This is a genomic window from Paenibacillus sp. 1001270B_150601_E10 (assembly GCF_015558675.1).
Classification (GTDB): domain Bacteria; phylum Bacillota; class Bacilli; order Paenibacillales; family Paenibacillaceae; genus Paenibacillus_B.
Window position 1 is genome coordinate 1 of sequence record NZ_JADMOL010000013.1, and the last position, 14,549, is coordinate 14,549.

Consider the following 14,549-nt stretch of genomic DNA (forward strand, 5'->3'; position numbering starts at 1 on the left):
TACTTACTACTTACTACTTACTACTTACTACTTACTACTTACTACTTACTACTTACTACTTATCATTTATTATACACCTTTTTGTTTACTTTGAGTAACGTTTTAGAAAATAAAAAAAGACAACGTTGGTTGTCTTTTCGGATAAACACAACATACTGCTTGATCTCACGAAATAGTAACTCTTTTCATTTTAAAATCCAATTTATGCATCTAGAATATCGAAGCGGATGGAAGGTAAATGTCATTCCCATACCTTCATTCTTTCCTCAAGATTCGAAGTATGTAATTCCAACTGAACTCCGTCTGGGTCCAAAAAGTTAATAGACCACCCTACTCCTCGCTGAACAGGCCCTCTTACGATGTCGACATGATGATCTTGCAGCACCTTTACAGCCTCCATAAAATGCTCCTCTTCCATATAAAAAGCGATGTGGTCCACTCCAAACATTCCGTTTGTCTGATTGGTGTCCCCTCGTTTTTCTACAAGACATATCCATGCAGTTCCCCATTCTAAGTAGGCATCTGTACGTCCTCGATGTCGGATTTCCATTCCAAGCACCTGATGATAAAAGTCTAATGAACGCTTGAGATCTTTAACATTAATCGTCAAATGATTGAACCCTTTTACTTGCATCATATACGTTTACTCCTCTGAGCTCCCTAGGATAGTCTTGCAGAGCTCATCATCATTTCTGGCATTTTCAATAACCCCTTCAATAAAGGCTGTCTTTCCGGTGGTGTAACACGCCAAGATTTCTTTCTATATATGAATGTACCGAACCTCAGTATATAACCAATTCAATTCTGCTTTACAGAATCCCTGCTCTACATCAACCTGCTGCGATCTATAACACAATCCAAAATAAGTAAATAAATCCCTCTTGACTATGGAGTAACTCCATACTCTAAGATGTTTAAATGTGAAACAGCAGCATCATATTTCAATCTTTTCAGAATATTTCATCGATTGATATGGCTGTTCCACTACAAATTAGAAAGAGCAACGTTATTCATCTTGGGGGTCATCTTTATGTCAAACAAAAATCGCTGGCTCATACTAGCCATTGTCTCTAGCGCACTGTTATTGATCGTGCTTGACACCACGATTCTTTATACAGCCTTACCGCGACTGACCCATGATCTTGCGGCCAGTGCTTCTGAGAAGCTTTGGATCGTTAACGCCTATCCTTTAGTCATGGCTGGGTTACTGCCAACTATGGGCACATTGGGCGATCGTCTTGGTCATAAGCGATTTTTCGCTATCGGACTTATTATTTTCGGAGCGGCTTCATTGATCGCTGCTTTCGCTCCAGTTGCAAGCATACTCATTGCTGCACGCGCCTTGCTTGCGGTTGGCGCAGCGATGATGATGCCTGCTACGCTATCCATCATTCGCGTCACCTTTACAGATGCGAAAGAACGCTCTCTTGCCATAGGCATATGGTCGTCTGTATCCGCGGGCGGCGCCGGGCTTGGACCCATTGTAGGCGGACTTCTGCTTGAGCATTTCTGGTGGGGTTCTGTATTTCTCATTAATCTGCCCATTGTTGTCATCGCGTTTATCGCAACAATGATTCTAGTCCCACATCATGCTGGGGACAAAGAGAAGAAGTTTGATTGGATAGGATCCGTTCAAATCATGCTCGGATTAGTCGGTCTCGTCTTCGCCATTAAAGAAATAACACGACGCGGAGGCTCTATGGCACTTGCAGTTGGGGCATTGATCATCGGGATTACCGCTCTATCCTTATTCATTTACCGTCAACGCAGAAGCGCTGCTCCTTTGATTGATCTTTCTCTGTTCCAAAATCCAACCTTTACGTTTGGAACGATAACCGCAATGGTGAGTTCCTTTGCACTTGTGGGGATCGAGTTTATCATGACTCAGCGTCTTCAGCTCGTACTTGGCTTGTCGCCGCTGCAAGCAGGTCTCTTTGTCATCTATATTCCGCTAGCCTCTTTTATCACAGGTACGCTGGCAGGGCTATTGTTGAATCGCTATCCTGCCTTGCGCATCCAATGGATGTCATTGTTCGTAGCAGCGATCGGAATCGGCGGCTATCTCATGTTCCATGAATCGAATTATATGCTTCAGGTTGCTTGCTTGATGCTGATCGGCGCAGGTCTCGGCTCCGGCATGTCTGCCGCTTCAAGTGCAATTATGAATCATGCTCCTTCCCATAAAGCGGGGATGGCTGCATCCATTGAAGAAGTATCCTTCGAATTCGGTGGAGCAAGCGGCATCGCCATTCTAGGCAGTCTTTCGTCGTTTATTTACACTATGAGTTTGCGAGTGCCTGGCGACCTAAACGTGCCGTCTACTGTACATGACAGCATCGATGAAGCACTGCTGGCTGCGGAGCATTTGCCTGCACAGGCAGCCGATTCGCTCAAGGAAGCTGCAAGCACAGCCTTTGACCAGTCATTTGTTGTGGTCCTTGCTACTGGAGCGGCGATTACCGCATTGAGTGGACTCGTTATCCTCGCAGTTGCCTATAAGGTCAAAACAAGACGCTCCTTGATCGTAAAGGAAGCTTAATATCATCATTCAGGGTAGAACGGGTGTGTACACAACCTGTATGCGGTTATTAAAAGAATGCCGGTTCTGCTGTCCTTTCTTTACAAGGATAGTAGACGAATATATTCACACCTTTATGCGAAAAATAATAGGTAATGTGTAACGAGGCATTATCAGAGCGTTCCCTTGAGGGACAGGCTTATGGTAATGCCTTTGTTTTGCAGAAGACAGCTTGCCACCCCACTCTATAACATGAAGAAGGAAGGGATCAGGATGAAACAAGTCTATCAAGCATCAGGGAGCAACACGGAATGGCGTACTCTAATCAAAGCTTCACTCAAAAGTTTTTCTCAGATCATGTTCATCGAAAATGCGGTTGCCGGGCTAATCATCCTGATTGGTATTCTAGTGGCCTCCGTCTCCGTTGGCATCGTTGCCTTCCTGTCTGCACTAATCGCTGCATGCGTCGGACGTATTGGAGGAGCCGATAAAGGCTTGGTTAATCAAGGGCTAATCGGATTCAATTCTGTATTATCCGGCATGGCCCTTTTCCTTTACATGACAGGCGGACAGCGATGGATCATCGCACTGGTTGGAGCTGCCGTCACTGCGATATTTTCTGCGGCAATGATGCATATGATGCGAAACACAGGGCTGCCTGTCTTTACTTTTCCCTTTGTTGTATGGACTTGGCTAATTCTGCTTGCCTCGTACCGGCAGGGAATGTTCCAGTTGAATCAGGCGCTCGTCCCACAAAATCTTACGCAATGGGAATGGCAGAAGTCAGGGGCGATCGATTGGATTCAAGGGTTGGTTAACGGGATAGGGTCCGTTTATTTTCAAAACAATATCTTTTCCGTGGTTCTCATCCTTATAGGCGTAAGTTGGGCGAACCTAAAAATAGGCATGTACACCGTCATCGGTGCTATCATCGCCGGATTGGCTGCCTATGGCTTGGGAGCCGAAATCTCGCTGCTCAATAGTGGGGTATATGTGTTTAACGCGGTATTAACGTTTATTGCCGTTGGTATGATATTTGTAAGCAACAGTAGGCTTGCACCTGTTACAGGCATTCTTGCCGCTCTCGTATCCATACCAATCACAGCAGGCATGAGTTCCTTCCTGCTGCCGTTTGGACTTTCCCCACTAAGCATGCCATTTGTGCTTGTCACTTGGGTGTTTCTAGCTTCAAGAAAGGTTTTGCCGAATTGGTAATCTATAACTAAGGCAATCGAATCGATATCCTTCCATTCAACATGCCAAAAAGGTGAGGTACAACGCGTACTTCACCTTTTTACTTTTATTGTACAGGATCAATCCATATTGAATACCATGATTCGACGTGCATCTAATCATTCGTTCCTATTATATTTTGGGAGTTCATCTGAATCATGAGGGCTCATAGGGACTGTTATCAACCAAACTTTATGACAACAGAACAACATACACATAGAAAATTATAGCCGTTTAATCGTTTAATCTTTGACTCCATAACCAACACAGATAAATCAATAAAAGGCGAACACCACCCATATATGATAAAAAATGGTATTAATTGCTTGAGTCATATATTAAAATATGGAGGTAACGAAAATTAAAGAAGAACACTACAGTAATCATCGATAAAAGTGAATTTGTAGTATAAGTAGGAAAATTAGCTAAGGGGAGAACAATTTAATGTTACTGAAGAAGAAAAGCACGATTATTTCAATTACTATGGCTTTCATCCTTGCGATAGCGGCATGTTACTATTATTTTGCTATCTATAATTCCGTCAATGTTGTGTCTGTACATGCTCAATATAAGGGTTATTCAACAGGTGAAAAGTTATTTGAAGGAGCGGAATTAGTCGTCATTGGAAAACCAGTTACAGCCTTCGGAGATCGCGAGATACATCTGACAAGGTTTGCTACAGGTGTTATCGAGGATTTTGCTACGTTCACAGAGATTCATGTAGAAAAGGTATTAAAAGGGCCGAAAGAAGATACGACTAATCTTACAGTAATTGAACCTGTTGTTGAATATCAAACTTATAAAGGTAAAGTGAGACTTGCAAGTGAAGGATATACTCCCATGAAAAAAGATAGCCGCTATCTCATATTTTTGAAGAAAAACAGAACTGGTCAGTACTATGTAATTAATATGCAAGAAGGCAAATTCAATCTGGATGGAACTGATCCAGAAGATTCGATAGAAAGCCCAAGTAAGTCAAGGATTTTCACAGAACTTAAAGCGGAGTTTCCACAGGAATTAAGATAAGGCAGGGGGAACTCTCTTATCTTTTTCAAATATCAGTATCCATCCATTCAACATGCCAAAAAGGTGAGGTACATACAACGTACTTCACCTTTAATTGATATCGTATTCGTTCAAGCCTTTGTATATCATGAAATGACACGCAGCTGATCATTCGTGCCCAATATGTTCAGGGAATTCATCTGAATCATGAGAACTGTCCAATCATTTTTTCCAGGTCAAATAAATTCTTGATGCTCGTATAGTCTCCACAGCTCACTTCGTCACTGCCTCGCAGCATCCAGACTGGATGAATGCCCAGCCTTTTCGCCCCCTCTAAATTCTCAATGTTGTCATCCACAAAAAGGGTCTCTTGCGGCGCAACATTCAGCTCCTTCAACGCAGTCGTATACATCCGTTCATGAGGCTTGCAAACCCCTAACACAGATGACATGACGAAGGTTGAAAAATAAGAACGCAGGTTGAGATTCCTAAACACTCGATCCAAGGAGGGCCAAGTATCTGACACCACCCCCAGTGTGTAAGCAGCGCTTAACCTCGGGATCACTTCGAACACATCATCATGAAAGAAAAACTTTTCATCATTATAAACGGTATCCTTCGCAATGCCCTCAATCGCTTCTTCCGTTAGCTTCAACACAGGAAGCTGTTCAGCAAAGTCACGATAGAAGGCTACAAACAACTCATATTCTTCTTGCTCCGTCATGACATAGCTCTGTTCATCGATCCTCTTTACACATCGTTGAAACACGTTCTGCAACACATCTAAATCCTGCTGCTCAAACAATGCTCGATCTACATATTGGTGAAAACGAGGGGGAATAAACCAATGTCCTGTACGAGGATGATTCAAGACTCGGCCTGAGTCGAATAAGATCGCTTTGATTGTCATGTTGTTCCCTCTTTCTATGCTGTTATGGACTTAGAAGTCGTTGGAATGTATCAGACTTAACTAAAGAGTCTTTCCTTCATTTTTGTTACTCTCTCAACATCATACTTGTCTCTAGGTAAAATTGCTTTCAAATGATTGATCCTCATGGTTTATGCCCTTCGTTCGTCGAAATCCATTTATAAAGAGTTATCCCTATCGTTCTCCGTTTTATATGCAGCAGCTTGCATCGATTGCAATTGATGATTCATTCTCATCATTTCCATCCTTAATTGCTCCATATTCTGGCTGAGCTTTGAATTATCTATGGCTTTACGAATGACTAAATACAGAATTAAGAAACCTGCAGCTAACACGCCAAGGTAGATAATTAGCATAAATAAAAAAGGGGCTATCGCGAAACCAAATCCAATACCATTGCTTACATCCATCTTATATCAGCCTCCATCATCTATTTTAAAAAAAGAATATAACATTAAAGCATACGCGAACCTGAGTATCATCTACAGGTTTGAGCTATCTAAGCATTCATAATCGTTTCTGCAAAAGCAACATTTGCTATAAGTGTCGGGTATTCATCAGCGGTTGAGCCGCTTTCAACGCTCCAGCATGCGCCCATTGCCGTTTCCACATAGAGACATTGCTTTATGATGTCGCTCGGAATATTAAGATTCATTTCAAAAACGCTTATGATGTAATGTATTTTCGAATACAACTCGGGGGTTATTTCATCCTCAAATTCATTCAATATAAAGCGCGGAACATCAAATACAGGATCTCCTAATACGCCCTTGGGGTCGATAATGATATACTCCTCACCCTGACCCAGCAAAATATTATCATGATGAAAGTCGCCATGAAGTAGCATCTTTTGTGAATATGACGCAGCAATGGATAAGCAGATATCATTCGCTTTTTTCATATGCAGATAAAGCTCTTTACTATCCTCCCGCGTGCTCATGTACGCTGTTATTCTGCTGACCCACTCTGTGTAGGTTGGATATATTTCGGCTTGCTCAGGCGCGGAATGCAGGCCTTTATGCAGGGAACAAAATACAGATAATCGTTTATCTAAAGAATGATCATCCCTCAAAGGAATCCCCGGCTGTATACACTCTTCAAGGATGACACCGTTTTCAATATCTGCAGCAAACACTTTGCAAAAACGACTGCCGTTATAATGGTGCAGTGTATTCACTTCTGTATAAATTTCTCTGCATGTAGGATTACCTAATTTCAGCACTGCACTTCCAAAGTCTTCAGCATAGCATTTAAAAACCAAGTTGGCTGAATAGGAGGGGATCAATTGAAATGAACGTAAACTCCATTTTTCTGCGTACACCTCAATATCTCTCAGCACTTTTTCATAAAAGTTCTCTCCAAAACGGCTAATAATCTTTTCGATTTCATCTTGTTTGAATCTATAATGATTGGTCATTCCGGGAATGTCCCTCCACTCCTTTAACGCATTCTCATCATTTAACTACTCATCTATTATCTTTCTATCATATAATCTTCTCTTTCTATTAAATGAAATTATGTCAACTTAATATGGACCCTCATTTTCACACAATTTTCAGATAAACTGTCGTATATGCATGATTCCTATATTCACTGCTGTTTCAATATATCCTTGAATCTGAATAAAGCTAAAAACATTGAGTGGTTCATCAATGGTTTGTCCTTCATAATCCATATCACCAAGAACATGTGGAACGAATGCAATAACATCACTTGACTTTACCTCTTGCAGATCCATAACCGCAGGTGGATTATAGATCGCTTTCCTCATTTCTTCCTTACACCCATAACGCTCTAAAAGCTTTCCATTAAGCAATCTGAAATCATTGTGATACAGTGAGTATACACCAGCATCTTCTTCCATACGATTCCTCAACCAAGGCATATAAAATCCCTTCATCCATTGTTCATCAGCAATTAAATGTGCATAATAACCGAGAACATATAAATGATCAGAATACGGTTTATACTTATCTAGGAATGCCTGATAGTCAATATGTCTTGTATAATTGTGATGTTCTCCTTTATAAAAATGTGACTCATCCTTTGTAGAAACTGCATCTGGAGCGATGCTACCCAGTAAAAATAAAGATGGATCTTCGATTTCCAACCTTTCAGCGATTCGATGCCCGATAATCAAATGCATCATTCTAGAACCCATAATGAGAACCACCTCACTAGGTATTTTAATCTATTCTTCACATAACGTTTTTCACCCCGTCTTACAGCCTTATAGCCGACTGAGCTTATATTGCATCAACGAATCAAGTGGGATATGTCAACATCGTATTATATGTATTTGGCATCTATGCTTTTACTCTGACACATATGGCAATTGGGGTCATCTGATAAAATAACGCTTATTTCTTTGGGTAAAGAAATCCCCCATGAATATAACAGATGTTTAGCATCCTCAATCACTTGATACGGCATCCTTTCATCTACCTTATATTTCAAAAGCCTCCCTTTTTGCCATTGTATATTTGTCAGCCCCATATCCCTTAAGGCTTGTTCTAATGATAGTTGTTGAGAGATTGACTGTTCGACACAACGGAACTGAAACCAGCCATAGTTATTAAAACTGCAAAGTTCTTCTTTACCCCATTGTTCTTTTGCATAATCAAGATGATTATTATTATTGTCTGTTGGCACAATGAACCTACTGAGTGCTTCATGGACAATTGAGCGTAGCGTTTCAAGCTTTTCTATCTCACCGTAGTGCCGCCAATAGGCAATCGCAAAATGGTTAACCCATTGTTCTTCGTCTGCAGGATGAGGACGGTTTGGACAATTGTATTCCAAAACGGCATGTCCTAATTCATGAATCATATTATACCAATGAAAATAGATCTCAAAATGATATTCTACATCTTCACCTAATAGATTTTTTATCATTAATTTTTGCTCCAGAGGAGCTGTGATATATTGTCCTGTGATTATTTCTACTTTGTATTCATTAACCTTTTTCATGTGCTTCCCTCTCTTTGCTAGCCATAGGTACAATGATCATAGGGCAATGACGGTAATATAGTTCATCATCAGAATAACATTCATGTCATTCACAAATATTCCCTATCATTATCGTCATCAATAAAGACTCCTTTATAGAGCTATCAAATTCAAATCTCACCATTGTAACGTTTGTATATTAACGATACCATACCACGTTCTTGTACCACGATTCCAAGAGACTTAAGACGCGTAGTTATAAGAAGTTGGAACCATCTCTGAAATACGACCTCATCCTTCTATACTTTTTAAGAATTTCTCAATTTGCTTTTTATGATGTTTATCATGAGGTATGAATCCTCTTAAGAATTTCCGAACACTAAATTTCTTCTTGTCTCCATCAATGAAATCTCTTGTACATTCATCTTCATTCATTTCTGAAATATCATTTGTGATTTTCATTCGGTATTCTACGAATTGATCCACGATTGACTTCTTAGTATGCTTCTTTGAATACTCAATTGCATTTGCGTTGAACTCATTAAAATTCAAATGCTTTACTGTGAGAGGTTTGTTCTGTTTAATTTTTTCAATTGCTTCTTCGTAAAAATATTTATCCCATAGCATGATATGCGTGATTACCTCTTTCAAAGTCCATTTCCCTTCAGCTATTGGTGAATTCCAATGCTCTTCAGAAAGCTCGTCTAGCTTTAATACAAACGCAATATACGACTTGAATTCTGCATTTATCTCTTCAATAGTTTTTGCCATTGTTCATCATCTCCTTGAAAATAGGGGTTTTCATAAGTACTTGCTGCAATTTCTCATAACGTCTCTCGCATTCATGAACCCGATATCCTTAAGCCCCAACGGGTTGTTCGACTGAATCTACTTCTCAGTCTATATCCCCGAACGGACCAAGGATATCGGCACCAGCCGATCCTCTGCGTGAATATAATGTCAGGCGAAGTCATTGTCTTCCATGATTAATCTTGCATATGCATTCCAGTCTTTATTATCCGTGTTGATTTCAATAGTTGGTATCACTGTCTTAGTTGCCTGTATTCTAAGATTGTTTTGGGTTCCAATCAATTCTTTGCATGCCTGTTCGATATCATCTTTAGACTTATGAACCCAATCATCAGGATTCCTGCTCTTTATTCTTTCTTCTACTCTATCATTAGAAATAGTCAGCAAAATACATTTAGCACCAAGTTCAAGTAATTGTTTTTCTACTGCTGTTATTTCATTATCATCCGAATTAGGGAATGCGACTCGATGATTTAAATGAAACCGTTCAAATATAAATAATAGACCTCTTGATTTTCTCTTCCATGGACCTAAAAAATTTGCCCAGTCATTTAATTCCTTTATCATGTCAACTTTGTTTTTTAACAATTCAATATGCTGATCTCGGGATAAGCGTGTTAACTCCCCATGGACATTATTCAATATTTGCGTGTAATGTTCTCCGAGGATAACTACACTTAATTCTGACGCATCATCAGTTGCTTGATATTGTTTTAAAGCTCTAAGAAGTGATGTTTTTCCTGCGTTTGAATACCCCTCAAGAATAATTCCTCTTATATTCATGATGTGATTGTTCCTCCATACAATGATACTATGTTAGGCGATGTTCATGAGCATGATAACCTGGATGGCGTACATATAAATCTCTTCCTTCATCCCTTACTTCTCTACTATCGATAGAAATGTTTACAAAGACTTCTTTTCTTCCAATCAAAAAAAGAGTCTCATACTGTTCCTTGAGCTGCAGCTATTCATATATTCTCTAGCATCTCCAAGCCACATTCGTTGTCTAAAATAAGATTTACTTCGTGTTTTTGGAATGTCATTTTCATTTTCTTTTCGTTAATTTCTTAAATGCCGAGTAATCCTGATCGGACTTAATAAAACTTAATATCTTTTCGGCACATTCTGTTGGATTCAACTTTTCAGTATTTACTTCAAGGTCATATTCATTGAAGCAATATACTTTGTCGAACTGGGAATTTGCTAGTCCAATCTCTCGATCTCCCCTTATTTGCTCTCTTCTTATGAGTTCTTCTTTCGAGCATATTACACCTATAAATAATGTGGGATGATCAAAAAGCACATCAAGATAATCATTAAATCGCTTGTCATTATCGAGTACGGTATCGACGATTACATTCAAACCCATTTCTGAAAACAGTTTAATTGTCGCGTAGTACATAGATGCTATAGGATCAAAAAGTATTTGTGCAACATCTTGATCATTCACTTTTCTTGTAGGTTCAATATCTGGAAATTTATTATTGATAAAATCATTGTAATTATGAAAAAAATCATCTATTGATAAATGATGAAAAAGAATCTCTTTCTGATTGGTCAGTTCAATAGAAATACTAGTCTTTCCTGCACTTGAAGTTCCGTTCAACAATACAATGATTCCTTGCTTCAAACGAATCATCCTCACTATTAGGTTTTCGAATCTTTCAGATACGTTTGGCATCCCTGACGTTCAAGCGCCTTAAGGCAACAACGTTGTTGGTCGTTAGAATTAGTCAATTGAATGTATCAACTGAAGTCACTTCTTTGAAATTCCTCATGGCGATCGAGGAACGAATGAGACGACGTAAGAATGTATTGTTACCTGATGTGTCTGTCTTTCTCGACTATTCAACAGCTCTATGCTCTTTAACTTTAAGATCTTCTATAATTTCCTTATGTGTTGGCAAGATATCAGTCGGTACTAATTCTATATCAAAAAATCTAGTTTCTATTGACTCTTCACTCTCTGTTATAGTTCCGTAAAAATCATTACAACTAAACATAATTTGCACTAACGCAACTTCATCCCCATTAGAGTAAGCCACCTCATACCCAGAGCCCGAGTATACTGAAAATAGCTCGACTGAATTCAATTTCAAACCTGTTTCCTCAAACACTTCTCTCTTTGCTGTTTCTTCAACAGTCTCACCCATTTCCATATATCCTCCAGGAAAGCCCCAATGCCCATTATCTGACCGCCTCTGAAGTAAAATTCTTCCTTATTTGTCAAACACTACAGCTCCTGCAACTACCATTATAACCTTAGATTTACCAACAAATGATCTTAAATATTGGATATAATCTTTCTCCATTAATAGTCTCCTTATGATTCATTCTTTCTTTTTAGTGTTTTTTGTTTAATAGAGTTTTACAATAAAGCACATATTTCAGGTAACGTTCTTGTATGTACAAACCCGAGAGGCTTAAAGGATCTCAAGCGACTGGGTGGCTTCGCCACTTAACCTTGCAGGGTTTGTTCGCTATTCCTTCTCCGAATTGCTTCGGGGCAGTCCAAGGGGGCTTGTCCCACGCAGCGTAGATACTCTATTATGTGATGTCACAGTCCTCTTCGATAAACCTTATAAAATCTAATCATTCCACAATCTTGTTACTTCTTTTAAGTCTTCGAATAGCATTTTATAGATATCCGGTTTCTTTAATTGATTCAAAAATTCTAAGCCATAAGCTGGATCAAAATGATTCATCATTAAAGTCATTCCAAGACCATGAGTCCCGATTTCTATTTTCTTCCCTTTATGCTTTTTAATATGGGTTTTAGAACTGCGATTGCTTTTTTCTGACAATCATCATTAGACTCTCCACCCGGCAAGGTACAATAAGGGTCATTAAAACTTTCTCTGATGCTGGACATTAACTCTGCATTATCAATAATTTCTGCTGCAAAATGACGTTGCCTAAGATCTTCAAATACTTTAAATCATGAAGATATTGAAGAAATCCAGAAATTAATTCGCCTGCATCTACTCCCCTGAACTGCTTCTCGGCGACCGAACAGCCGTAAGGCTACGATCCGTGAATGCAGTGTTAACTGAAGTGCCCCCTTCACTGAGCTATTAAGCACTTTGTTCTTTTTATTTGCTAAATTTATGAATATTCGTTATTTTATTGCTACTCAAATTTAATAGGTCAATTATGATTACATAAAATTTTCTTTATACCATACTCCTACAAAGAATATTATTCCAAACAAACAGATTAGTCCGAAAAGAGTTGCGAGCACAATTAGTAACATCTTTCCAATAAAACTACATACTTTTTTCATGATTTTTGTTCTCCCAAACACAAAGATCTAATTACTACCATAATTTTAGCTTTTTATTTATTATTTGTTTTACTTAGGCTAATGGATTAAGATTTTTTATTGCTATTAGGGCATTTCAGCTAACGTTTCTGTATCCACGACGTCCCACCGATTTCAGACTGCGTAGCAGCTGGCCACGATGCGGTTAGGTGGTTCGGATATGTCCCGGCAATCGCTCCTTCGAATTATCTCCCGGGACCGAGGCAGCTTGTCCGCCGATGCGTGAACACTTTATTATAAGATGTCAGCGCTTTCTCCGGAATACTTCCAAGTTTCATCTATAAATTCCTGTTAATAAAATTTACTATCTTCTACGAACTCGTTCCAACTTTTTATATAGTGTCAACAAGCTTTCTTCCACAGTTTGATCAGCTGTGTCGATGACAATATGATCACGGTCCCATAAATCGTACTGTCGATTACTGACCTGCTCCCACGTTGGTAGAACAAAGCCTGGAATATCTGCAGCACGAGTTTCGACTCGACGCCTATGTTCACGATCGTCAGTGCAGACCACTTCGATTTCAACATATGGAGTTTCAAGAGATTCCGCCACGTTACGCCAAGTCTGGCGCGTTATTTGGATGGGATTAACTGTATCTGCAATTACGTCTAAACCTAACTGGAGATTCTGCGAAGCAATTGCATAACATACGATGTAACCTTCAGGTCCTTCGATATTCTGGCCAGAATCCCTCATAGCCTGCTCAACGACATCGACTCGGAGATAGGTAGCCTTTAGTTCTCTAGCTAAAGCTGATGATAACGTGGTTTTGCCGGTGCCTGGTAACCCACTAAATATATAGAGCATTAATTCGACTCCTTTTATTAAAACGTTAACCGCCCCCTTATCTTAATCTATAAGGACTTACATTTGTTTTACGTCATTGAGTTGATTTCTTATAACGTTTCTTTATCTACGAACCCAAAAGGTTTAAAGGAGCGCATCGACTGGATGGCTACGCCACTTAGCCTCGCAGGGTTGTCTGTCTGACACCACTTCTTCGAAAACCATCGGACAGAACAAGTAGCGCTACGCAGATATGATGTTATCAGATGTTGCCGCTTCCCTTGAAATAATCTCAAGGTATCAGTTCTTCTTTCAAGATAGCGTATTGATACGTATCCTGCCACATAGGCTGTCCATTTATTGTTGTCTTAAAAAATACTTCTTTTCTGAAAATCCCTTCACGACGCATCGATATGCGTTCTAATAGTTTCCAGGAAGGTTCGTTTTCAGGATTGCATAAAGCTATCACCCTATGTACACCTAATTCTTCAAAACCGTACTTCAATATCCTTTGGCAAGCCTCAGTTGCATAACCCTTTCCATAAAATGCAGGGTTGAAAATATATCCTATCACCCATGTAAGGAACTCTTTCGGTTCTTTCTGTTCAAAATATATATGTCCTATCATTTTATTTGTATCTTTCAAGCATACAGCCCAAAAAGTGTTGTCCTGTGAACGTGCTGTCGCTATATTTTTGCAGTCGTCTTCATCACTTATGGTTCCAGGCTCATATTTAAGCACACTTTCTTGAGACAGGTATTCATGTAAATCTCTCCAATCCTCCTGTTTAAATTGTCTCAATACAAGTCTCTTTGTTTCTATTAGAATCATACCTCTCAACCCCAGTTATTATAGATTTCATAAATAAACGTACCAAGATGCCGCCTGGGCCTAATTCTTAAGTTTTCTGATGATTATTTTATATTTCAGATAACGTTGTTGTGTTTACTAAATTCCACCGACTTAAAGACGACAACGTCGCCGGGCGCG

General features: G+C 39.4%; 16 protein-coding genes. 3 read left to right on the top strand and 13 right to left on the bottom strand.

All coding sequences use genetic code 11. The features are described from left to right. Positions 1-241: 241 nt before the first annotated feature. Positions 242-634, bottom strand: a complete 393-nt coding sequence (locus I2H74_RS20720) for a VOC family protein (RefSeq protein ID WP_195576232.1) — start codon at positions 632-634, stop codon at positions 242-244. Between the two features lie 396 nt (positions 635-1,030). Here I2H74_RS20720 and I2H74_RS20725 point away from each other — a divergent pair, with 396 nt between their 5' ends. From I2H74_RS20725 to I2H74_RS20735, 3 genes are all read left to right on the top strand, one after another. Next, positions 1,031-2,539, top strand: a complete 1,509-nt coding sequence (locus tag I2H74_RS20725) for an MFS transporter (RefSeq protein ID WP_195576156.1) — start codon at positions 1,031-1,033, stop codon at positions 2,537-2,539. Positions 2,540-2,791: 252 nt separating this feature from the next. Further along, a complete protein-coding gene (locus I2H74_RS20730) occupies positions 2,792-3,733 on the top strand; it encodes an urea transporter (protein ID WP_195576157.1) in 942 nt (313 codons plus the stop codon). Positions 3,734-4,195: 462 nt separating this feature from the next. Further along, positions 4,196-4,777, top strand: coding sequence for a hypothetical protein (locus I2H74_RS20735; RefSeq protein WP_195576158.1), 582 nt, complete (start codon positions 4,196-4,198; stop codon positions 4,775-4,777). 184 nt (positions 4,778-4,961) lie between these two features. Here the strand turns inward: I2H74_RS20735 and I2H74_RS20740 are convergent, their stop codons facing one another. The 12 genes from I2H74_RS20740 to I2H74_RS20795 form a co-directional block, all read right to left on the bottom strand. After that, complete coding sequence (locus I2H74_RS20740) at positions 4,962-5,666, bottom strand: HAD family hydrolase (RefSeq protein ID WP_195576159.1); 705 nt, start codon at positions 5,664-5,666, stop codon at positions 4,962-4,964. Positions 5,667-5,842: 176 nt separating this feature from the next. Then, complete coding sequence (locus tag I2H74_RS20745; protein WP_195576160.1) at positions 5,843-6,094, bottom strand: hypothetical protein; 252 nt, start codon at positions 6,092-6,094, stop codon at positions 5,843-5,845. A gap of 89 nt (positions 6,095-6,183) precedes the next feature. Beyond that, positions 6,184-7,101 carry an aminoglycoside phosphotransferase family protein gene (locus I2H74_RS20750; RefSeq protein WP_195576161.1) on the bottom strand — a complete coding sequence of 306 codons (918 nt, stop codon included), beginning with the start codon at positions 7,099-7,101 and terminating at the stop codon, positions 6,184-6,186. A gap of 138 nt (positions 7,102-7,239) precedes the next feature. Continuing rightward, positions 7,240-7,845 (bottom strand): zinc dependent phospholipase C family protein, encoded by a 606-nt coding sequence (locus I2H74_RS20755; protein ID WP_195576162.1) that lies wholly within the window; start codon positions 7,843-7,845, stop codon positions 7,240-7,242. A gap of 128 nt (positions 7,846-7,973) precedes the next feature. Continuing rightward, positions 7,974-8,654, bottom strand: coding sequence for a hypothetical protein (locus tag I2H74_RS20760; RefSeq protein ID WP_195576163.1), 681 nt, complete (start codon positions 8,652-8,654; stop codon positions 7,974-7,976). 270 nt (positions 8,655-8,924) lie between these two features. Then, positions 8,925-9,404: a DinB family protein gene (locus tag I2H74_RS20765; protein ID WP_195576164.1), complete on the bottom strand. Its 480-nt coding sequence runs from the start codon at positions 9,402-9,404 to the stop codon at positions 8,925-8,927. A 189-nt stretch (positions 9,405-9,593) separates the two neighbouring features. Continuing rightward, on the bottom strand, positions 9,594-10,226 hold the full coding sequence (locus tag I2H74_RS20770) for a hypothetical protein (RefSeq protein ID WP_195576165.1): 633 nt from the start codon (positions 10,224-10,226) through the stop codon (positions 9,594-9,596). 265 nt (positions 10,227-10,491) lie between these two features. Beyond that, entirely contained in the window at positions 10,492-11,076 is a 585-nt protein-coding gene (locus I2H74_RS20775) for a chloramphenicol phosphotransferase CPT family protein (RefSeq protein ID WP_195576166.1), read from the bottom strand. A 214-nt stretch (positions 11,077-11,290) separates the two neighbouring features. Further along, complete coding sequence (locus I2H74_RS20780) at positions 11,291-11,659, bottom strand: NUDIX hydrolase (RefSeq protein WP_324254125.1); 369 nt, start codon at positions 11,657-11,659, stop codon at positions 11,291-11,293. A 375-nt stretch (positions 11,660-12,034) separates the two neighbouring features. After that, entirely contained in the window at positions 12,035-12,250 is a 216-nt protein-coding gene (locus tag I2H74_RS20785; RefSeq protein ID WP_195576167.1) for a hypothetical protein, read from the bottom strand. Between the two features lie 822 nt (positions 12,251-13,072). Continuing rightward, complete coding sequence (locus tag I2H74_RS20790) at positions 13,073-13,579, bottom strand: AAA family ATPase (protein WP_195576168.1); 507 nt, start codon at positions 13,577-13,579, stop codon at positions 13,073-13,075. 271 nt (positions 13,580-13,850) lie between these two features. After that, a complete protein-coding gene (locus tag I2H74_RS20795; RefSeq protein ID WP_195576169.1) occupies positions 13,851-14,390 on the bottom strand; it encodes a GNAT family N-acetyltransferase in 540 nt (179 codons plus the stop codon). Between the last annotated feature and the right edge of the window lie 159 nt (positions 14,391-14,549).

What these genes read in the sequence shown, in the direction of transcription:
- I2H74_RS20745 (WP_195576160.1), bottom strand. Translation starts at nt 6,094, where the DNA reads ATGGATGTAAGCAATGGTATTGGATTTGGTTTCGCGATAGCCCCTTTT.
- I2H74_RS20790 (WP_195576168.1), bottom strand. Translation starts at nt 13,579, where the DNA reads ATGCTCTATATATTTAGTGGGTTACCAGGCACCGGCAAAACCACGTTA.
- I2H74_RS20725 (WP_195576156.1), top strand. Translation starts at nt 1,031, where the DNA reads ATGTCAAACAAAAATCGCTGGCTCATACTAGCCATTGTCTCTAGCGCA.
- I2H74_RS20795 (WP_195576169.1), bottom strand. Translation starts at nt 14,390, where the DNA reads ATGATTCTAATAGAAACAAAGAGACTTGTATTGAGACAATTTAAACAG.
- I2H74_RS20735 (WP_195576158.1), top strand. Translation starts at nt 4,196, where the DNA reads ATGTTACTGAAGAAGAAAAGCACGATTATTTCAATTACTATGGCTTTC.
- I2H74_RS20765 (WP_195576164.1), bottom strand. Translation starts at nt 9,404, where the DNA reads ATGGCAAAAACTATTGAAGAGATAAATGCAGAATTCAAGTCGTATATT.
- I2H74_RS20750 (WP_195576161.1), bottom strand. Translation starts at nt 7,101, where the DNA reads ATGACCAATCATTATAGATTCAAACAAGATGAAATCGAAAAGATTATT.
- I2H74_RS20770 (WP_195576165.1), bottom strand. Translation starts at nt 10,226, where the DNA reads ATGAATATAAGAGGAATTATTCTTGAGGGGTATTCAAACGCAGGAAAA.
- I2H74_RS20760 (WP_195576163.1), bottom strand. Translation starts at nt 8,654, where the DNA reads ATGAAAAAGGTTAATGAATACAAAGTAGAAATAATCACAGGACAATAT.
- I2H74_RS20730 (WP_195576157.1), top strand. Translation starts at nt 2,792, where the DNA reads ATGAAACAAGTCTATCAAGCATCAGGGAGCAACACGGAATGGCGTACT.
- I2H74_RS20720 (WP_195576232.1), bottom strand. Translation starts at nt 634, where the DNA reads ATGCAAGTAAAAGGGTTCAATCATTTGACGATTAATGTTAAAGATCTC.
- I2H74_RS20740 (WP_195576159.1), bottom strand. Translation starts at nt 5,666, where the DNA reads ATGACAATCAAAGCGATCTTATTCGACTCAGGCCGAGTCTTGAATCAT.
- I2H74_RS20755 (WP_195576162.1), bottom strand. Translation starts at nt 7,845, where the DNA reads ATGGGTTCTAGAATGATGCATTTGATTATCGGGCATCGAATCGCTGAA.